19 protein-coding genes are annotated in these 20,553 nt (G+C 36.6%); 11 read left to right on the top strand and 8 right to left on the bottom strand.

What is annotated here, in order from left to right; all coding sequences use genetic code 11:
* The first annotated feature begins 1 nt into the window (after window position 1).
* Window positions 2–1,660 (top strand): alkaline phosphatase family protein, encoded by a 1,659-nt coding sequence (locus tag EHR07_RS11325; protein WP_135746265.1) that lies wholly within the window; start codon window positions 2–4, stop codon window positions 1,658–1,660.
* Between the two features lie 20 nt (window positions 1,661–1,680).
* Here EHR07_RS11325 and EHR07_RS11320 read toward each other — a convergent pair whose 3' ends face one another.
* The 4 genes from EHR07_RS11320 to EHR07_RS11305 are packed head-to-tail and all read right to left on the bottom strand — an operon-like array spanning window position 1,681 to window position 5,855.
* Window positions 1,681–3,873 carry a ribonuclease R family protein gene (locus tag EHR07_RS11320; protein ID WP_135745180.1) on the bottom strand — a complete coding sequence of 731 codons (2,193 nt, stop codon included), beginning with the start codon at window positions 3,871–3,873 and terminating at the stop codon, window positions 1,681–1,683.
* Between the two features lie 4 nt (window positions 3,874–3,877).
* Window positions 3,878–4,549 (bottom strand): tRNA (adenosine(37)-N6)-threonylcarbamoyltransferase complex dimerization subunit type 1 TsaB, encoded by a 672-nt coding sequence (tsaB, locus tag EHR07_RS11315; protein WP_135745179.1) that lies wholly within the window; start codon window positions 4,547–4,549, stop codon window positions 3,878–3,880.
* Window positions 4,546–5,004, bottom strand: a complete 459-nt coding sequence (tsaE, locus tag EHR07_RS11310) for a tRNA (adenosine(37)-N6)-threonylcarbamoyltransferase complex ATPase subunit type 1 TsaE (RefSeq protein ID WP_135745178.1) — start codon at window positions 5,002–5,004, stop codon at window positions 4,546–4,548. The genes tsaB and tsaE overlap by 4 nt, the downstream gene beginning before the upstream one ends.
* A complete protein-coding gene (locus EHR07_RS11305) occupies window positions 5,001–5,855 on the bottom strand; it encodes an Hsp33 family molecular chaperone HslO (RefSeq protein WP_135745177.1) in 855 nt (284 codons plus the stop codon). Before EHR07_RS11305 ends, tsaE begins: the two co-directional genes overlap by 4 nt.
* A 75-nt stretch (window positions 5,856–5,930) precedes the next feature.
* On the opposite strand from EHR07_RS11305, the gene EHR07_RS11300 reads away from it, so the two are divergent.
* The 6 genes from EHR07_RS11300 (at window position 5,931) to EHR07_RS11275 (ending at window position 12,533) form a co-directional block, all read left to right on the top strand.
* Window positions 5,931–7,913 (top strand): beta-galactosidase, encoded by a 1,983-nt coding sequence (locus EHR07_RS11300; protein WP_135745176.1) that lies wholly within the window; start codon window positions 5,931–5,933, stop codon window positions 7,911–7,913.
* Between the two features lie 26 nt (window positions 7,914–7,939).
* Window positions 7,940–8,830, top strand: coding sequence for an LIC_10030 family protein (locus tag EHR07_RS11295; protein WP_135745175.1), 891 nt, complete (start codon window positions 7,940–7,942; stop codon window positions 8,828–8,830).
* A gap of 11 nt (window positions 8,831–8,841) precedes the next feature.
* Window positions 8,842–9,684, top strand: a complete 843-nt coding sequence (locus tag EHR07_RS11290; protein WP_135745174.1) for an inositol monophosphatase family protein — start codon at window positions 8,842–8,844, stop codon at window positions 9,682–9,684.
* Window positions 9,685–9,792: 108 nt separating this feature from the next.
* Window positions 9,793–10,368: a superoxide dismutase gene (locus tag EHR07_RS11285; protein ID WP_004787680.1), complete on the top strand. Its 576-nt coding sequence runs from the start codon at window positions 9,793–9,795 to the stop codon at window positions 10,366–10,368.
* A 109-nt stretch (window positions 10,369–10,477) separates the two neighbouring features.
* Entirely contained in the window at window positions 10,478–11,860 is a 1,383-nt protein-coding gene (locus tag EHR07_RS11280; RefSeq protein WP_135745173.1) for an anthranilate synthase component I family protein, read from the top strand.
* 67 nt (window positions 11,861–11,927) lie between these two features.
* Window positions 11,928–12,533, top strand: a complete 606-nt coding sequence (locus EHR07_RS11275) for an anthranilate synthase component II (protein ID WP_135745172.1) — start codon at window positions 11,928–11,930, stop codon at window positions 12,531–12,533.
* Between the two features lie 58 nt (window positions 12,534–12,591).
* On the opposite strand, the gene EHR07_RS11270 is transcribed toward EHR07_RS11275, so the two are convergent.
* Both EHR07_RS11270 and EHR07_RS11265 read right to left on the bottom strand, forming a co-directional pair.
* Entirely contained in the window at window positions 12,592–13,815 is a 1,224-nt protein-coding gene (locus EHR07_RS11270; RefSeq protein ID WP_135746264.1) for an LIC10025 family lipoprotein, read from the bottom strand.
* Window positions 13,790–14,419 carry a peroxiredoxin family protein gene (locus EHR07_RS11265; RefSeq protein ID WP_238776989.1) on the bottom strand — a complete coding sequence of 210 codons (630 nt, stop codon included), beginning with the start codon at window positions 14,417–14,419 and terminating at the stop codon, window positions 13,790–13,792. Before EHR07_RS11265 ends, EHR07_RS11270 begins: the two co-directional genes overlap by 26 nt.
* On the opposite strand from EHR07_RS11265, the gene EHR07_RS11260 reads away from it, so the two are divergent.
* On the top strand, window positions 14,343–15,131 hold the full coding sequence (locus EHR07_RS11260) for an SHOCT domain-containing protein (RefSeq protein ID WP_409036984.1): 789 nt from the start codon (window positions 14,343–14,345) through the stop codon (window positions 15,129–15,131). The two genes, EHR07_RS11265 and EHR07_RS11260, sit on opposite strands and share 77 nt — an antisense overlap.
* Here EHR07_RS11260 and cysE read toward each other — a convergent pair.
* On the bottom strand, window positions 15,128–15,844 hold the full coding sequence (gene cysE / locus EHR07_RS11255; protein ID WP_135745170.1) for a serine O-acetyltransferase: 717 nt from the start codon (window positions 15,842–15,844) through the stop codon (window positions 15,128–15,130). The genes EHR07_RS11260 and cysE overlap by 4 nt on opposite strands.
* Window positions 15,845–16,204: 360 nt before the next feature.
* Between cysE and EHR07_RS11250 the strand changes: the two genes are divergently transcribed.
* The 3 genes from EHR07_RS11250 to EHR07_RS11240 are packed head-to-tail and all read left to right on the top strand — an operon-like array spanning window position 16,205 to window position 19,306.
* Window positions 16,205–17,131 (top strand): site-2 protease family protein, encoded by a 927-nt coding sequence (locus EHR07_RS11250; RefSeq protein WP_208739766.1) that lies wholly within the window; start codon window positions 16,205–16,207, stop codon window positions 17,129–17,131.
* Window positions 17,131–18,531 carry an NHL repeat-containing protein gene (locus EHR07_RS11245; RefSeq protein ID WP_135745169.1) on the top strand — a complete coding sequence of 467 codons (1,401 nt, stop codon included), beginning with the start codon at window positions 17,131–17,133 and terminating at the stop codon, window positions 18,529–18,531. The genes EHR07_RS11250 and EHR07_RS11245 overlap by 1 nt, the downstream gene beginning before the upstream one ends.
* On the top strand, window positions 18,476–19,306 hold the full coding sequence (locus EHR07_RS11240; protein WP_238734987.1) for a hypothetical protein: 831 nt from the start codon (window positions 18,476–18,478) through the stop codon (window positions 19,304–19,306). Before EHR07_RS11245 ends, EHR07_RS11240 begins: the two co-directional genes overlap by 56 nt.
* A gap of 4 nt (window positions 19,307–19,310) precedes the next feature.
* On the opposite strand, the gene EHR07_RS11235 is transcribed toward EHR07_RS11240, so the two are convergent.
* Complete coding sequence (locus EHR07_RS11235; protein ID WP_135745168.1) at window positions 19,311–20,504, bottom strand: DegT/DnrJ/EryC1/StrS family aminotransferase; 1,194 nt, start codon at window positions 20,502–20,504, stop codon at window positions 19,311–19,313.
* Window positions 20,505–20,553: the final 49 nt, after the last annotated feature.

Below are 20,553 nucleotides of genomic sequence, written 5' to 3'. Positions count from 1 at the left end.
TATGTTTTTGGCACTCTTTAATTGTGGTTGGGAAAAGGATTACAAACGTGCTGCCTTTCTTTCGATGCAGCCGGATACAGATTTAATCTTAGCGCCATTTCCCTTCAATATTTTTGATAGAGAGGCAAGGGACGCAATCACTCTTTCCCATTATTCCAAAGAAGAAATAAAAAATATTTTAGAAGACCATGATCTATCTTGGGATGAGTTAAAGAACCAATGGCAATTGGATTCCGAAGACGAACATTTTTCGAAAGAAGTAAACTACACATCACATTATACTCAATATTCCTATGATACAGAAATTCCCATTTGGATTTATGGACCGAAGTGGATCAGAAATGGCCATTACTCAGATGAAATCAGCCAACAACATATTCCCTCTATCTATGGAAAAATTTTAGATTTTCCATTTAAGAATACAATCGATGTATCCTATTTGGAAAAAATATTCCAAAACGAGAAGGTAAAACCCGAAATCATTGTTACCATTGTTGTTGATCAAGGTGGAAGACAACTTTATAAAGCACATAAAGGTGCTTATCCGTTTCTTGAAGATTTAAAAAACAACTCTGCTTACTTTAAAAAGGCAAAAGTGGCACATTTGGAATCACATACAGCTGTAGGTCATATGGCGATTGGAACCGGAGCCTTTCCTAAAGACTCAAGGATTTTCTCGAATGAGATTTATACATATGCAGATGGAAAGGTTCTCCATAGACCCGTTTACCAAGGAAAAAACAAAGACTGGGATTTGAGCGAAATGCAAGTGCCGAGTTTTGCTGATGAATGGGATCTTTCAAAGAATAATGAACCTGTCATCGTAAGCCAATGTTATGCGGCAAGGGCAGCAGTGGGTATGGCAGGACATGGAAAACTATTTTCCCCCATTTCGAAAGATTCGGTAACAGAACTTCCCGATAACGACTTTGTTTATTGGCAAGATGTGAAAAATTTATCATGGACGACGTATAACGATGCCTTTCTTGTTCCTAAATCAGTACAAAAGTATAACTTGTACCAATTCTATTTGAATCATAAAAAAGAGATTTCTACTCATTTTGATGCGAAAGATCCAATTGACTTAATTGCAAAAATCCACCACTTCCAAGGATCAGAATTTCAAACTAAAATGGATGGAGCTCTCTTTCGAGATACCATTACAGAAACCATTCTCAATACAAAAAAAGACAAAGATGGTATCACTGATCTTGCCTATGTAACTTTAAAGGCTACGGATGCCGTAGGACATTTGTATGGATGGGAATCCAAAGAAGCAGAACAAGTGTTAAAAGCTACGGATAAAGAAATTCAAACTATATTCGAATATTTAAAAACTAATTATGGTGATAACTTTATAATGGTGGTAACGGCAGATCATGGTGCTGCACCCATGCCGGAAATTTCCAATGGTCTTTTCTTAAGTCATGAACAATTTTTCTCCAGTGTAAATGAACTTCTCCCAGAGTCAGAAAGAACTAAACGTTCCCTTGTGAAATGGGTGGCACATTCACAATTAGCATTGGATAGAGATTTGATGAAGACATATCAGATCAGCGAAGAGGCTATCATTCAAAAGTTTATGTCCATTCAGGTAAATGATCGAAAGTTTTTTAGAAAGGTTTGGAAAAGAGAAGAAATCCCGAATCTATCTTTATAAAATAGATTCGAGGATTGTCGTTATTTCTTTTTCAGTGGGGTTTCGCCTTTTTTGAAATCTTTTAATTTCAAAAACACTTTGATCTCTTCAAAATCAATGCGATCAAGGCTCACTGTCACTGGATCACCGATAAAAAATATTTTGGAATATTTTTTGGAATAAAAAGAAAAATCATTTTTAATGACTACTTCAAATTCGTCGGTGAATTCCGATTTGTCTAAAACACCTTCCAAATTAGAAATATCCAATTCTACAAAAATTTGAGAAGGTCTGATCCCAACGATAAAACCTTTAAACTCTTTTATTCCTGTAGATTCCAAATATCGAAAGGATTTGATTTTAACAATGTCTCGTTCCGCATCGGCAGCCCTTCTTTCTTCTTCCGAACAATGAAGTCCCATCACGGCAATTTCATTTTCAGAATAAGTTCTTTCGGTTTCAAGAAGTGTGGCTTGTAAAACACGATGTACAATCAAATCAGGATAACGCCTGATTGGTGAAGTGAAATGGCAATAGTCCTTGAAGCCAAGTCCCCAATGCCCAAGCGGGTCTGCACCATAATACGCCTGCATAAAACTTCGTAACAGTAGATAATTGAAAATTTTTCCAACAGAACCATCTTCAATTTCTTTCACCGCTTTCATGATTTCTGCGTAACTTGTATCTTTGATTTGGATGTTATATCCATTCAATTGAAGAAAATGGTTTAGGGTTTCTAGTTTTTCTTCATCCATAGCTTCGTGGATACGATGTAAGGAAGGAGCTTTTCTTTTTCTTAAAAATTCATCTACTTTCAAGTTAGCAGACAACATCAACTCTTCAATTAATATATGGCTTGTTAGGCGTTCGCGATTTTCAATCCCAATAGGTTCTTTTCTTTCGTTCCATGTGATAGTGGTTTCCCGTAAGTTTAAATCAATTCTACCGGCTTCCATTCTGCGTTTGCGAAGAGCTTCTGTGAATTGGGAAACTTGGTACATCCAATTTTTTGGATCTTTAGCTTTGATTTCTTCTTCTGCCATTTCATAAGTGTACCTTGTATTTACTTTGATGACAGATTTATAAAACTTTGCGTTGTAAATTTCCCCAGTTTTACTTGCTTCCATTTCAACGGTAAAAGCAAGTCGATTGGTGTTGGCTACCAAACTGCAAAGGTCTTCCGATAAAATCGGTGGCAACATAGGAACCACACGGTTTGCTAAATAAACAGAAGTGGCTCTTTCATAAGCTTCCTTATCGAGAGGTGAATCTTTTTCTACATAATAGGAAACGTCAGCAATATGAATCCAAACACGAAGCCTGTTTCCTTCGTCGACAAAACTGATAGCATCATCAAAATCTTTTGCTGTAATACCATCAATAGTGACAGCAAATAAGTCTCGTAAGTCGGTTCGGCTATTCCAATCAGAAACTGTTTTTTCTGATACTTCTTCAGGAAATTCTAAAGGAATGAAGTCTGGGTGCACCGGATCATAATTGTATTTCATTAAAATCCGTTGTAAGTCGCCGTCTTCTTTTGTGTCCGATTCAAAACGAATAAAACTGACATCGTAAAGATTTTCCTGAGGAATGGCACCTTCTTTAAATTTTACGATTAAAATATCGTTCACTTGAATTGAATCAAAAGTATCTTTCAAAATGGACTTAACATGAAGGACTCCTTCTTTGCCTTCCCCAAGCATATCGAGAAAATTTCCAAAAACAAATTTGTTTGTTTTTTCTCTGACTCGCATTCGGTAAAGAACACGGCCACGTTTGATGATATTTGTGACTTCTGCTTCTAACCTGTCTTTTTTACCAACTCCCAAGGGAATGACTTCTACCTTGTCCCCAGTAATGGCGGAATTGGTCATTGGTCCTGGAATGAAAATTTCATTTTTGGAAGGAAGGGAAATAAAACCATCACCCCTTCGAGAAATGGAAATTCTTCCAGTTAGGCGAAAAGGGCTTGCCACTGTTAGGTATTTTTTATTTGGAATTAGTAATCCTTCTGCTTCTAACAAATTGAGAAGTTGATCGATTAAAAATTCGATTTCTTTTCTAGGAACTTTCTCTTTGCGTTTGAAGGATTTTACTTTCTTCGTTTTCGGATCGGGTCTTTTGAATTCACTTGATTCGGTAAATTTTTTTTTGATCTCTTGTCTTGTGATGTCCTTTCCAGACTTTTGATCTAGAAATTCTATGATTTTTCTTTGTATTTTATAGGTATCCATAAATTCATTTCTGATCGACGTAGGTCCCGCGAATGTAATTTGGCAGGAGAGATAAATAGTCGTTTTTATTTGGTTCTGTTTTGAAATACTCTTTCAAACTATACTGTAGTATAGACGAAAGATTTAAGTTTGTCGCCTCAATTTTTGTTGCAGTAGGGGGATAAAACTTTGGTAAATTACCAGTATAGTACCAATTGTTAGGTGTCCATTCTGAGTTTTTGATTTTTGATTCAATACTTTCAGGGGTGATGTCATAAGATTCAGAAAAACCGTTATGGGATTTATACTTTGAATAGTATTTTCCCTGTTTTCCATCCAGGCAAATTAGGGAAGTTTCTTTAGTAACTTCCTCTCCCATGATCCCAGTTAAATATACTTCTAGACTATCGACACCGAAAACAGGAATTTTCCATAACTGTGAAAGATCTCTTGCTGTAGTTACTGTTATGCGAATCCCCGTAAAAGATCCTGGCCCATTGGCAACGATAATGAGATCTGGTTTTTTGATTTTGGCCTTTTCCAAACCCAAACGAATGTATTCAACCAGTTTATAAGAGGATTCTTTTGGTGTGGTTTCTGTTTGTTCGGAAAGTATTTCCAGGTCTGTGTTTTCCGATTCTTTGGCAACAAGGACTTGGATCCAGTCTTGGGTTGTGTCAAAGTAGAGCACGTTCATTGGATTTCCTTTTCCGACCATTCCAAAGTATAGGAACGAACTTTTATAGAATCCGAATCAATCGACAAATAGATGCGATTTTCTTTTGGTAAATAAGGTTCCGCTATTTGCCACCATTCGATGGCAGAGACACCTTCTTTTCCCCATATTTCTTCAAATCCAAGTTCTTCTAACTCTTCCAAAACTTTGATTCTGTATAAGTCAAAATGATACAAGCGAAAGTTAGGCGAATCATAAATATTATATAAGGCAAAGGTAGGTGAATTAATAGAACTAATTGTGTCAAACCGACTATACCATTCACGAATAAACGTGGTTTTGCCCGCTCCCATTGCTCCGGAAATCAATATAACAGGGTATTTGTTTTTCTTTAAAAATTGATCCACCAATTGGTCCAAACTTAGAAATACTGGATTTAGTTCCGTTTCTCTAAGAGAAAGAAAACTGGCCTTCATTGATTAAAAAATTTCTCCACATCAAACGAATCAAATTGGTAGGCAGTTCTACAAAACTCACAAGTAATTTCAATTTTTCCAAATTCATCAATGATAGAATCTGCTTCTTGTTTACCAAGGGAAGCAATGATATCTGCCACTTTATGTCTGGAACAATCACATAAAAATTCAGGTGCTTCTTTGCTTAAAACTTCCAACTCGGAACCAATTTCTGTTTGGAGGGAATTCAACATTTCATCGATGTTGAGTGACCAAAAAGCTTCTGTTTTTACTAAGGGTTGGATTTTAGTTATTAGAAATTTAAAACTTTCTTCGGGAGCATCAGGTAATGCTTCAAAGAACAAACCTTTTGCGGAAAAATCGTTTCCAGGGAAATCAAAAGGAAAAACTTCCATTCCCACAATCGCTTTAATTTGTTCTGATTCCGTAAGGTACTTGATAAAATTCACTTCAAAAGTGTCTTCTACTAAGTTTGTATAAGACTGGTAAGTATCCGAATCAAAATCCCAACGAATTACTTTCATAATCCCTTGGCCTAAAATAAATTCGTTTCGGATGTCTCCTTCTTCATGGCTTGCAGAATACGCAACAGATTTCATTTTACCGTAACGATCACTATAAGCTAAGGCTTGTTTGTTGAAATCATCTTTCCATTGAATGCTCACCTTTTGTTGGTTTTTAGTCATCTCTGCGAGAAACAACGCACCCATCATGGTTTTAGAAAGAAATACGGACATTTCTTTGTTTAGAGAATGTAGAAACATCGCTTCTTTAGCGGTTTCTGTGAGATCGACTATTGTAAATCGATAGTGGTGGGTGTTGGATATACCTAAAATAACTTGGTCAGACATTATTTGATTGAAAGTGCTGTTTTCTGATTCAGTCTGTGTCACAAGATAGATTCTGCAATCGCAAAAAGGAAAAATATGATCTTTGGCGCCTGTTATTACCCCGAACAATGGAACCCTGCGGACTGGGACGAAGACTTAAAAATCATGAAAGAAATGGGTCTTTCGTCAGTAAGGCTTGCAGAATTTGCCTGGGGAATTATGGAGCCGAAAGAAGGAAAGTTCGACTTTTCTCTGTTCGATGCTGTTTTAAAAAAAGTTCAAGACCACGGAATGACTGCCATTCTTGGGACTCCGACAGCTACCTTTCCTCCTTGGTTGTATAAAAAATTCCCAGAAATTGTCCAAGTTTCCAAAGAGGGTATTGTAAGAGGGATCGGAACTAGACGCCAAGCTTGTTTTTCTTCCCCTGCCTATAAAAAAGCAACAGAGCGAATTGTGACGGCAATGGCCAAACATTTTGGTAATCATCCCGCTGTTGTAGGATGGCAAATTGACAATGAACCTGGGCACGAAGGTTCGGATGTCGATTATTCACCTTTAGCATTAAAAAACTTTAGAACTTGGTTAAAAACAAAATACAAAACCTTAGATTCGCTTAACAAACGTTGGGGGAATATTTTCTGGGGAGTGATTTACTCTGATTGGAGCGAAATTCCATTGCCAGCGGCTCATGTGGCTAGTAATTTCAATCCGGCGATGATCCAGGATTATTATAGATTTCAATCGGACGAACTAGTTTCTTACATTCATTTCCAAGCAGAAATTTTAAGAAAGTACAGCAAAGGAAAACCACTGACTACAAATCTTTATCCTTCGCCTTTTTTACCAATCACGGATATGACAAAGTTATTTTCCAAATTGGACTATGTGTCTTGGGATAACTATCCAGTTTGGGGAAACCAACAAGAACCATACCCACATCCATTGGTAACTGCCACACAACAGTATTCGAGAGGTTTAAAAAACAAACCATACACTGTGATGGAACAATTCTCTGGTGTGCAAGGCCATGATACTTTGGGTTATCTTCCACCGCCGGGACAAATTGGTCTTTGGCTCACACAAGCCATTGTGAATGGAGCCAATCAAATATATTTCTTTCGTTACCGGACAGCACGTTTCGGTCAGGAACAACTTTGTTATGGAATTTTGGATCATGGGAAAAGAAAAACATCCAAATATTTTGAGTTAAAAAAGACAATTGAAGAAATCAGTGAATTTGCTTCCGACATTGCCGATTCGCCTTACAAAGCTGAGGTGGCAATTTTACATGATATTGAAAATTCACGTAATTATAAACACCAACCATTGAGTGATGGTTTGAAATTTTCACCGGTTTCCTTTGCCCAAGTCGGATATGATATTGAACTTGCGACTTGGTTTGCAGGTACTAATGTTTTGAATGTAAACGCTCATTCTCTTCCAATTAGTACAGAAAACGACTGGTCCAATTACAAAGTTTTAACTTTACCACTGTATACAATGTTTGATCCTTCGGTTGTAGAAAAATTAAAAGCCTATGTTTCCGGTGGAGGAACCTTGGTTCTTGGATATCGTGCAGGAATCAAAGACAAGGACCATTGGATGGTAGAAGAACCGGTTCCAGGAGTGTTTGGAGAAATGGCGGGAGTGAAAGTGTTCCAGTTTGAAGCACCAGCGACTGACAAAGTCGGAATTCGGATGGGAATTTTACCACTCAAAGGTTCCAAGTTCTGTGAAATTTTGGAGCCAACAACAGCCAAAGTCATCGCAAGATACAATGATTCGAAGAAGTTTTATTCCGGTAAAGCTGCGATCACTGTGAATACTTTTGGAAAAGGCAAAGTCTATTATGTAGGATCATCCTTAACACCAGAGAGTTTTATTCTATTGTATAGAAAGATATTAAAGGGCGCTGGGGTTTCCTTTGGCTTTTTAGGTGCGACCATTGAGCGTCATTTCCGTGAAGGAAAAAAATACAATTACGAAATCACAATGAACCACTCTAACCATTATAAGTTGGCGGGACTTTCGATTTTAAAACCGTTTGGTTATAGAATCAAAAAAATTCCCAAATAGACTTTCGATTTTTTAAAATTTTAGAAATGAAAATACAAGATTATAAATCAATTAACCGGATTCTAAACGAAACGTCTGCAAAAAATAAACCAGGCGAAATCTATGTGGATAATTTACATACTCCGTACATCCAATTTCCGGAAAAATTTCTAATTTCGGGAACTTCAGTCACCCAACCAGAGTTTGGTGATATTAAAGAATTTGTTCAAACTATTTTAAAATATATTCCCGAAGCAATCGAAGGAACTTGTTTGTTGCCGGAACCACGCCCGAAAAGAGAATCGGGAAAGCTGTTTTTTGTGCGGCCCATGTTATTTGGATCTTCTCGTTTTCTATATGTGTTTTCTGTGGATATGTTGTATTTGGGTGGAGCCAAGTCGGAAGAAATCAAAAAAGTTGGTTCACAAAATATGACTCCCTCCATCATCACAGATCGTTTGTATTTTCAGACAAAAATCATTCATCTGCATTCCACAAAAGAAGATGGGGAGAGTATCACTGACTTTGAAGCAAAGCGATTTCAAGGTGGAGTTTTTCGTGTGGAATCAGAAAGGGATGATTCCAAACCAATTCGAAAGTTTTCTGAAATTTTTGATGAAATTGATTTTTCAGATACAGAATCAAAAATTCGCGAAGAATTGGGTATAACAGCGGATGTTTGGAAGTTAGGAAGAATTTATAGTCCAATTGGAATCGACTATTTGTCTTTATCACTTCGCTTTTTAATTCCTAGTTTGCCAAAAACCATCCAACAATTTCGAAATTTTTATCCAATTTTAACTCATAGTGATTCTGGAATTCCAGAAGAAACCTTAAAAAAATACCATGAATACCTATCTTCTTTTGAAGTGGAGAGGACACAGTCAAAGTCCGGTAATATTTTATGGAAAGTCATTCAAAAATCATCCGATAATTAAAAGCAGGTAGTATGGGCATATCTTCACCAACCATTAATTTCCCCGTAGATGAAACCATCAAACGGATTGAATACGTAAAAGCAAATGCGATGGGAATCATCCATGAAGCAAAAAAAATCCAAAGGGAAGTATCTGTGATTCGATCAGAAACTGATGCGGATGAAAAAGAAAGAATTGATGCCGCCGACGGAAAGTTAGGTGATATTCTCATTCGATTTTTACAAAAATCCTTTCCAAAAGATGGAATCATTTGTGAAGACAAACCTACTATTGATGGTGGTGATTTTAAATGGGTTTTAGATCCAGTGGATGGATCGATGAATTTTGTTCGTGGCCTTCCTTTATATGCGATTTCCTTTGGATTGGAACATAGAGAAACACCCGTCGGTGGAATTGTGATCGTTCCGCCACAGGAATCAGTTTATTCGGCAGTGATGGGCGAAGGTGCCTATAAAAATGGAGAACCTATCGTTACATCTCGAATTTCAGAACTGAACCGAGCCATTTTTTCTCCGAACCTTCCTACAAAACGGGCACACATGATCCAAGAGATTATGGCTGATCTTTCTGGATTTTTAACCTATGCCAGGTCTTTCCGTAGAACGGGTTCTTTTGTCCTGGATGCTTGTTTTATCGCAGAAGGTGTGATGGATGGCATTTGGGAAAAAACGGTCAAACATTGGGACGTTTCTGCCATTTCTGTGATTTTATCGGAAGCAGGTGGGAAATTAACTGACTTAAATGGAGTGCATTACTATACCGGACTTCCGGAGTTAGTAGCTTCTAATGGAGTTTTACATTCCGAAATTTTAAATTTATTAAAGACAGTTCGTTCTACAGTCAGTCGAAATTAATAGAGGCGAACGATTAGAATCGTTCTACTTTTTTAGTTTACGATTTGCTTTTGCGAACCATACTAGATACAAAATACAATTACACTTGAATCCATCAGGAGACCGATCATGGAACATAAACTCCCAGAACTTCCTTATGCAAAGGATGCACTTCTTCCGCACATTTCACCTGAAACTTTAGAGTTTCACTATGGAAAACACCATCAAACTTACGTTACAAACCTTAACAACCTTATCAAAGGAACAGAGTTTGAAAATGCAACACTTGAAGAGATTGTAAAAAAATCATCTGGTGGAATTTTTAATAATGCAGCGCAAATTTGGAACCACACTTTCTACTGGCATTCCCTTTCCCCTAAGGGTGGCGGAGCTCCTACAGGTGCTGTTGCTGATTTAATCACAAAATCCTTTGGATCTTTTGATGCGTTTAAAGAAAAGTTTTCACAATCTGCGATCACAAACTTTGGGTCTGGTTGGACTTGGCTTGTTAAAAAAGGTGACGGTTTAGAAATCGTAAACACTAGCAATGCGGGAAGCCCTTTGAAAGATGGACTCCAATCTTTGTTGACCATCGATGTTTGGGAACATGCTTACTATATTGATTTCCGCAATGCTCGTCCAAAATACGTAGAAGCATTCTGGAATTTAGTAAACTGGGACTTCGCAAACCAAAACTTAAAATAAGAACGGATTCAAATTCACACGTCGAAAGGCAGGTTCCGGAATCCGGACCTGCCTTTTTTATTTCATTAAAAGATTCAAAATGAATCTTGGTACCTAATACAGAGTTTTTATGAGCCAAACACTTCCTAAAATTAAGATCCCTAAAAAACCAAATTATACTTCTTTATCGTTACCGGAAGGAATCGAGTTTTGGGAACTCTTTCGGGTCATAGAAGCGAAATATGAGAATTGTTTTCTACTCGAATCGGCTGGAGATAACCAATACGATTCACGTTACTCTGTGATAGGATTCGAGCCATCTCATCTTATTTTGGGAGAACCTGGGGTTTTAGAAATTGATGGAAAAAAGTATTCTGTTGAGAATCCCTATTTTGCTCTGCGGGAACTCACCGATTACAATTCGCTAAGCATTAGTTATGCGGGTGGATTTGTTGGTTACCTTGGTTATCAAAGTATGCAATTCTTTGAGCCAAAATTGAAACTCGAACCACATCCTGATTTTCCTGCGATGATTTTTGGTTTGTATTTGGATGGACTGATTTATGACAAATTTACTGGTGAACTTATCTATTTTGATAATGGAACTAATCGTACCAAAGAAGTGAACCAAATCTTAGAGGATGCGGGCAAAGAAAAATCCCAAAAACCAAAAGTAAAGGTTTCTCTATTAAAAGCAGGTTTGTCTAAAGAAGTTCATAAACAAATGGTGGAGGAGGCTTTAGAAGAAGTAAAAGCAGGTAACACTTTTCAATGCCAAATTGGATTTGAAGAAATTTACACAGTAGATGGAAACCCATTAGCGATCTATGAAACGCTAAGGGAAATCAATCCTTCGCCTCATATGTATTATGTAAAATTTGGAAGCCGCGCCATTTTAGGTGCCAGCCCAGAATTACTTTTTCGATTACGACAAGGAGAAATGGAGTCTTTTCCTTTGGCAGGGACCACCAAACGTGGTGTTGATGCTAAAGAAGATACTCTTCTTGCACGTAAACTTTTAACCGACCCAAAAGAAATTGCAGAACACAATATGTTAATTGATCTCCATCGAAATGATGTGGGGCGAGTGGCAAAATTTGGCACAGTGAAAGTGCGTAGACGTTTTGATGTAAAACGGTTTTCCCATGTGCAACATATCTCTAGTGAAGTAGTGGGAATTTTATCTTCCAAAGAAGATATGTTTTCGGGACTTGCCTCTTCGTTTCCTGCAGGAACACTTTCTGGTGCACCAAAAATTGAATCGATGAAAATCATTGAACGCATTGAAAAATCGCCACGTGGTCCTTATGGCGGAGCTGTGGGAAGTTTTGGTTTGAATGGCGATTGTACCTTTGCCATTCCGATTCGAAGTTTTTTTGTGAATGGAAACAAAGGATTTGTTCGTGCATCGGGAGGAATTGTTTTTGATTCCAAACCAGAAGATGAATACCAAGAAATCATCAACAAAATGGCATCGGTTCGCAAAGCTTTAGATTTGCATAAAGCTCCTTAGTGCGCTAATGAACTACGAAAATGACAAAACGAAGTTGCCGGTAAAATAAGAAAACGGAGAAACCAAAATGAAAGTGCTCATTCTAGATAATTATGATTCTTTTACATTCAATCTTTACCAAATTGTAGGCGAAATCCTCGAAGAAAGAGAGGAACTTTTTCAATTGGATGTCATCCGAAACGATGAAAAACCTTTTGAATGGATCAAGTCAGCTAACTACGATAAGATTATTATTTCTCCTGGTCCCGGCCATCCAGCAGACCCTGCTTATTTTGGTGTGAGCGCGGATATTCTTAAAGAGTTAGGAAAAACAACACCGGTACTTGGCATTTGTCTTGGAATGCAAGGAATGGCGACTGTGTTTGGTGGTGAGGTAGTTCGTGCTAATGTAGCCATGCATGGAAAACTCTCACCCATTGAACACGATGGAAAGGGTGTGTTTTCTGGTTTAACACAAGGAATAGAAATTATGCGTTATCATTCCTTGGTGGCAAAAGAATCAACGCTCCCTAAGGATTTAGAAATTACAGCTCGAGTTTCTGCGGGGGAAGGGAAGGGGGAAATTATGGGCCTTCGTCATAAAACTTTTAAAATCGAAGGAGTCCAATTTCATCCCGAATCATTTGGTTCAGAAGAAGGTAAGGACTTACTAAGGAACTTTATCAATTCTTAGTTAAGTCCAATATCGGTTTTTTAACAATCGATGGTTTGTATTTTCTTTGACGAAGCTATTATTTTAAATCTAACAACATAGCTTCTTCCCAGGAGGCATAAAAATCAAAATCGTTACTTGCTTTTTGGGAATCATCGCCACCAAACAAAGAAAAACGTTTTCGTTTGATTTCATTATAAGTAGTTATGGTGTTGATTTGCCCACGTTCTGTTTTTCTGAATGTAGCGTGAATTTGTGATCCACCTCTACCTTGGGTTCCTTGGATGAGTAGGGTAAAAAACTCGTTAAAGTATTCATCCATATTTCCAGGGATAAAAAAATTCACAAATCCTTGGGGAATCACATAGAAAAAATTTCCATTAATTTCTTTCTTCCCAATGCGAACAAAATGTCCGTCGAGTGTATCAGTTTGTTTATCAAAGGTAGTTTTGAGTTTATATTCTAAGTTTTGGATTTTTACAGTAATTCCAAAGGATTTGATTTCAATATCACCTAAAAAACGAATTTCTTTTGGTGAAAGAAAATAATCCGAAGGTGGATTCACTGGAAAATGAAATTGGATAGTTTTACCTTGATTGGTAATTTTTAATTTATGCGTGGGATTAAATTTATCCCAAATTTCCAGATTCAATTTGGTTTTTTCTAACCGCGAGCCAGTTCTTTGGTAAAAACCAGGAAACTTTGCCTTTGTATCTTCATTGATAGTAAATTCTAAAGTATGCCATTCCGCATTTTCGGTTACATGGCACTGCATTGCGCTACATAGGAACTGCAAGTTTTGTGAAGTTGACTTTAATGACTGATAGGCGTTGTGGTCATTGATCGCAAAAACAAAATCATGTAACCATTTAAAAAAATCTCTAGGTTGATAGCCATTGAGTTTGTGAATGATTTTTCTTTCGACTGTGTAAATTTCTCTTTCCTCCCAAAGTTTTGGAGTGAAAGTAACTTTTGCCAGATAATCATATTTTGGTGGAATTGGTTCGTTCCAATTTAGATTCCAATTTTGTTGGTTGTCTATGCTCCCATACAGGGAAAGAAACGGGTAACCATCCGCTGTTTTTTGTAATAATGCTTCGTTTTCTTCACTAAGACTACCTGCTAGAGCAGAAAAATAAACTTCGTTTTTCGAGGTAGATTTAATAGAGCGTTGTAAGTGATCATAACCTTTCCAAAACTCATAGTAGTTTTGATTTTTTTGAAAACAATTCGAAACAGTAAAAACTACTATAATGAAGAATAAAGATTTTTGTAAGTTATATTTCTTTTTTAAGAATTCCATATATTTCTTGGATGAGGTTTTCATCCATTTCTTCCTGATAGGATGATGAAATCAATTTGCCTGATTTATTAAAAATCCGTAAGTAGGATTCACCTTTGGTTAGACCAACTGTAAGATGTCCTTTACGATCTAAAAGAATACTTTCATATTGTTTTGTTTTGGATTCTTCTAAATAATTTTCCACTAGTTTGTTTGTTTCCTGAAAATCCAAATAAAGTAAAAAATGAACTTTGGAACTATCTTTCCAAAGCAAATTCTGCATTTTCCAATATAGTTTTCGGCCTTGTTTTCGACAAAGTTCTAAGTCCCGAAGGAAACATCCCATCAAAACAACAGGTTTTCCTTTCACAGAACTATCAGAATACGATTGCCCATATTGGTCCTTCATCTGAAATTGTGGCATGGGCTGTGCTTCCCATTTTTCTTGAGATATGAATACCACTGCTAAAAGAAATATTACAAATCGCGACACAGATTTTAGCCTATTCATAAATCCATTAACGGCAAGTGCAAAAATTTTCTGCGTTTTGATTCTATTTTTTTTTGTTTTGGGGTGTTCTAGTTTTTCCCGCAAAATCAAATTGATTGATTCTTCTGCTTCCATAGCGTTTTTCGAAGTGGAGGAAGAGGAATGGAAAAAAATATTTCCAACCGAGATATCTTTGCTTAAAATTAACTCTAATAATTTTAATGAACTAACTACCGTTTTAAAATCAATTCAATACAAACGAGGTGTTCTTGCGTATGAGGATTGGGATGTATTGGTTCCGGAAGCCTACCTTCCTGAAATTCAAAAGTTTGCTGAAAAAATAGGAAAGAACGAAGAACCAAAGGTCTATCTTTGCATTTTTAAATTAGATGATATTCTCTCACCCAATGTTAAAATTTTAAAAACCAGTTTTTATTTTCTCAGCACGGAAAATGGTTTGGTATTGTTGTTTCATGAAATGAATACGAATATCACTTTCCAAACACAATATTCTTTTGAGGACTGGGTGATTTTTCATCCATCGCCGATACAACCAATCTATAGGCCTGAACTTTGGTTACGTGACCGGCAGCAAACTAGTTTGTATAAAGATAAAAGTCGAAGTAAAAATGCGATTTATGGAAATATTATTGTTTTTAATGTTCCAGAATTGATGCCAAACCCTCCTCTTTTTCGGTACCCCAAGGAAGATGAAATTAATCCGCCGTTAGAACAGTGGAAGTCAGTTCCTGAAAAATTAAAGGCATTAGAAGAAATGCGAAAAAACAAACTCATCACTGATGGAGAATATGACCGTAAAAAAACGGAACTTTTAAAAGAATTTTAAATTCCGTCTCCATGGATGAATTCTTGGATAAAACGATCGTTCTCTGGAGCCTCGTCAGATGCTTTTTCTAACAGTTGTTGTTTCTCATATAATTTGTTAATGAGTTGCTGTTGGGTTTCCACCTTTTCCAATAATACAGAAAAAACTTTAGCAATGGGATCCGGCATTTGATTGTGTTCTAACATTTGTTCTACGCTATCAGAGGCAACGTCACCTGCTTTGACAACTTTCCCCGGAATACCGACCACAGTACATCCTGCGGGAACATTTCTCATCACAACTGACCCGGCACCAACACGGACATGATCTTCTACAATAATGTTTCCAAGCACTTTGGCTCCCGCACCGATCACAACGTTTTTTCCAATGGTTGGGTGACGTTTGCCTGATTCCTTTCCTGTTCCTCCAAGAGTCACTCCTTGGAAAATTAGAGAACCGCTGCCAACAATGGCTGTCTCTCCAATGACAACTCCAGAACCGTGGTCGATAAATACACCTGGAGCAATTTTTGCACCAGGATGGATGTCGATTCCGGTCAAAAACCTACTAATGTAGTTCACAAGTCTGGGAATGATTGGTAAACGAAGTTTATAAAGTAAATGAGCAAATTTATGAAGCCAAAGGGCATGGAGACCAGGGTAACAAAGGACAATTTCCAAATAGGATTTTGCAGCCGGGTCAAATTTTTTGATAATTTTTATATTTTCAAACATTGATTAGTTGGTTTTAAAATTACTATTTAGACGAGTCAACTTTTCCGAGAGTTGGGAAAGATTTAATGGAACTAAAGTTTGGAGTGCGTACAGAAAATCCACTTGTTCAGTGGATTCAAAAGACCCAAATTTAGGAAGAATATTTTCCCCTCGTGGAATCTACAAAAAAGAATCAACTTTGCCAATTCATCCGGAAATGACACAGTTTTTCCAAAGGATCAGAAACTAAGTTTTCATCTGAATCTAGTTCAGAGTCTAAAGATTGAGTCAAATTTCTGATTCAGATCGGGTTTATCATTGATTCTATAACTCAGTTATTTATCCTTTCGAGTAGAAATAAATTTCTAGGTTGTTCCGAATTTGGAATCAAAAAAAACATTACACATCCTTTTATTCATTCTTACATTTTTTACATTAACTTATTCTGATATTTTTTTAAATCCACAAGTGCCTCAAACATTAGAGAATTATAAACTGATGTTTTTTGAGAATTGGCCCTATTCAGTGTCACTTCTATTCATTTTATTTGCTCATGAAATGGGGCATTATTTACCTGCTCGATTTTATGGAGTCAAAACGACTTGGCCATATTTTATTCCATTACCTGTGGGTCCTATCGGAACTATGGGTGCTGTCATTCAAATTAAACAACAGATTCCCGATAAAAAAGTTTTATTCGATATTGGAATTGGAGGACCAACTGCTAGTTTAATACTCTCGATGATTGCTTGGTTAGTCGGTATAAGCCTTTCGAAAGTGATAGAAATACCACCTAATTTTGACAGGTCAGGTTTTTTATTTTTTGGAGATAGTTTATTCACTTATATTACGAGTCAGTGGATTTTAGGACCTATCGATTTTTCTACAATGGATATACAGGCGCATCCTTTGGCAAAAGCAGGATGGGTCGGTCTTTTGATTACTGCAGTAAATTTGTTACCATTTGGACAATTGGACGGCGGTCATGTCATTTATTCTATGTTTGGTGAAGGTTACCGCAAATGGATTCATATCCTATTCACAGCTTTTCTAGTATTTGCTTTAATTCATTTTACCTGGTTACTTTGGGGTTTTATCATTTATTATGTGGTTAAAGTGGAACATCCTTTCATTCATGATTCCGTTGCTGGGATTGGAAAATTTCGATTTTATTTTGGGGTTATCATGTTAGTATCATTCCTAGTTATTTTTGTACCAAAACCAATCATATTAGGATCCGAATTGGAAGAATCTTCTTTACTGATGGATATTTTTCGTCTGATAACACATAACATCGGGTTCAATTAATGATTCGTATTTTAATATTTTTACTGATATTTATTTCCACTGGAATTTTTGCCCAAGAGAGCAAAGAATATAAACTTTCTGATAAAGCATACGGGCTTGCATGGGACGGTGTCAATTTTTGGTACATTGATACCAATCGTCGTGCTATTATTAAAATCAATGAAATCGGGGAACAAGAGATTTTTAATTTAGGTCTAGCAAACCTTCGTGGAATTAGTTTTGATACACGAGAAGGAAAACTCCTAGTCGTAGCCCCAAAACAGATTTTGAAATTGGATCCTAACTCAGGGGGGATAACAGACAAAATCCAAATCCCAATCGCAAACGTTGCAGGTATTGCAAGTGTTGGAAATTATTATTATATTTTAGATTTGGATTCAGGAAAGGTTCAAATTTATGACCAGTCTTCCTCTCTTATGATTGGTGGATTTTTTACAGATCGCACAAGACCACGTGATATCTGTTATGGTAGAGATTCTTTATGGATATCCGATTCAGCTGATAATAGTATCTATCGATATGATACCAAAACAGGGAAAATTACGGGTTCTATTAAAACAAACTTACGATCGATACGTGGAGTTTTGTTAAGTGGCTCAAAACTATGGGTGGTTGACCGAGAAAATAAAGAAATAAAAAATATTCCCTTCATTGAAACTGAAAGGTTCATTGCCTCTGGTGAAGAAGAATACAATTTAGAAGTATCATTAAAATTCAAACTAGACTCTGTTTCTCTTTCCAAAGCTCAAATTGCCATCCTCCACCCACCTTCAAATGAACAACAAAGAATACGTGCTGTTAAATTTACTGATGGAACTTACCAACCTTCTTTTATTCAAAGAAATCGAGTTCACCTGAAAAAACTATCCATCGAAGATTTACCAGGAGAACAAATTGTTAAGTATAAGTTTTCTTCAAAAAACCAATTTATCAAATACTACGTTACCGACGAATATTTAGATAAAGAAGCTACTTATCCAAATGATGTTACTGCTTTTTATGAAAAAACTAATGAAGAGTTAAAACTGTTACCAAGAGACTATTTGGATGCGATTTACCAAGCTCGTCAAACTAGTATTAGTTTAAATGATTTTAAAGACAAAATGAAAGAAATGGGAGTTCCAATACAACCATTTCGCATGATCCGTTTTGAAAAAGGAAAACCTAAGTCCATTCAAGATTCTGTCTCTATTTTCCTTTTAAGTTATGGTTGGATCCCCATTGCCGATTTGGGGTTGGGAAGTAATACAGACAAACGTTACTTTGAAAAAAAAGAAACAGATCTAATTTTATTTCAAAGTTTGAATTCCAAAACATCCATTTCTCCTGTATACTTTCGGAAAGATGCCAACTCTGAATGGGAAAATTTACCTGCAGAAATTACTTATAAAATTAAGTAGACTTTCCGTTATCTTTTTAGTCGTTTGTTCACCACTGAGACAAAAAGTTGATTCGCTGTTTGTAGATAAAACTATAGAAAGGGAAACAAAATTTCGAGATTTAGTCGAATCTACCTGGATTCAATATCCGAAATTAGGATTATCTTGTGATAAGGAAATTTCTTATCACAAATTTTATTGTAAAATCCAAACGATAATAAGTCTTAAAAAACTTTCTGAATATCTGGGAATTCCTATTTTTGAATCTGGGCCTCATACAAAATATTATTTAGAATTGAATTCACCAAATGACTTTGGGCATTACCATCCTGAATTTCCAGTAAAATTACGAGAGTATCTACTTCCTGCAAAAAGTAACAAAGCTTTGTATACGGTAACTTTGCCTATTTATGAACATTCCATTCGAAATATAGCTCGTGAGTTTTTTATTGTTTATCAGAAGTTAGATTCAAATCCAAAGTTTTTTAGAAAAGAAGCGGATCGTTATTTGATGTTAGTGGAAGAGAAGAGGTTAGATCCTTACTATTTAGATCGATTCATTTTATTTTTATATCCCGCTTTTACCGACAATGAAGACCCTGAAGAATCATCGCGATTTGTTTATAGAAAGGGCGATGAAACTATAGATGCTCAGGTAGTGAAAGAACTTGTTGGTTTTTGGATTCGTAGAAAGGCAGATGGAACGGATACAGAGTTTGTTTTGGGTTTAATTGATTTATTAAAGTTGTACGATCCAGAGTTTTATCAAAACCGAACCGTAACAACTTCCAATTAACTTTTTATCCCAAAATATCTTTTACAGCATCAATCACATCTTTTTCATCAGATTTTGTCATTCCAGCAAACAAAGGTAAAGATACTGATTTATCATACATGGAACATGCATTGGGGTATTCTTTGCGATTGTATTGAAAGGTTTTTTTATAATAAGGGTGTTCGAAGATAGGAATGAAATGAAGGCTTGTTCCAATATTTCTCTCTTTTAATTCTTCTACTAATGTATCTCGTCCCACTTTCGCAATTTTTGGATCTACTTCAATTCGATAGAGATGCCAACTGTGAATTCCATTTGGATCTTCTTTAGGAAGTTTAATGCCTTTAAGGGAAGAAAACTCTTGGTTGTAATGTTTTGCAATTTCTATTCTACGTTCCCAAAATCCGTGAGATTCTTTTAACTGCACAACACCCAAGGCAGCGGCTATATCGGTCATATTGTATTTATATCCTGCATCAACTACTTCGTAGTACCAGCCAGGTCTGTTAAACGCATCTCGATTAATACCATGAAGTCGCATTTTACGAATTCGTTCCGCGGCCTCTTTGTGAGAAGTGGTTACCATCCCTCCTTCTCCTGTTGTGATTCCTTTTGTAGCATAAAAGCTAAACACAGTAAAATCGCCCCAGGTACCGATCATTTTATTTTTATGAACCGCGGGAAATGCATGAGCCGCATCTTCTATTACATATAAATTATATTCTTTCGCGATTTTGAGAAGACCTTCCATATCACATGTATGCCCTGCTAAGTGGACAGGCAGGATTGCTTTGATTCGTTTTCCGGTTTTTTTACTTTTAAGTTCTTTTCCGTTCCATTTGCATTTGGACTCAATAGTCTCCCGTAAGGATTCTGGTGTCATTAGATTGTGAATGGGATCAACATCAGTGAGAATTGGCTCGGCACCGAAATAACAGATTACTTCTGTCGTAGCAGTAAAGGTGATGGAACTTGTGATGGCGGCATCTTCAGAAGTTAGTCCAATCGCTTCTAAAGCTAAATGTAAGCCGGCAGTGGCGGAATTAACAGCTATGGATTCTTTGCTACCGACAAAGTCACCAAACTCCATCTCAAACTGTTTGACTTTGGGTCCTGAGGTGACCCAACCAGACCGTAAAACTTGGGCAACTTCTTCAATGGCTTCTTCAGAAATTGATGGAAGTGCAAACGGTAGAAAGGTTTTGCGAGATGTGAGCATATTCATTTATACGACATAATTCGGAAAAAATTTCCAGTCTTTTCCGCCC

The organism is Leptospira bandrabouensis, assembly GCF_004770905.1.
Taxonomy (GTDB): domain Bacteria; phylum Spirochaetota; class Leptospiria; order Leptospirales; family Leptospiraceae; genus Leptospira_A; species Leptospira_A bandrabouensis.
This window is presented reverse-complemented; position numbering and strand designations above follow the sequence as displayed.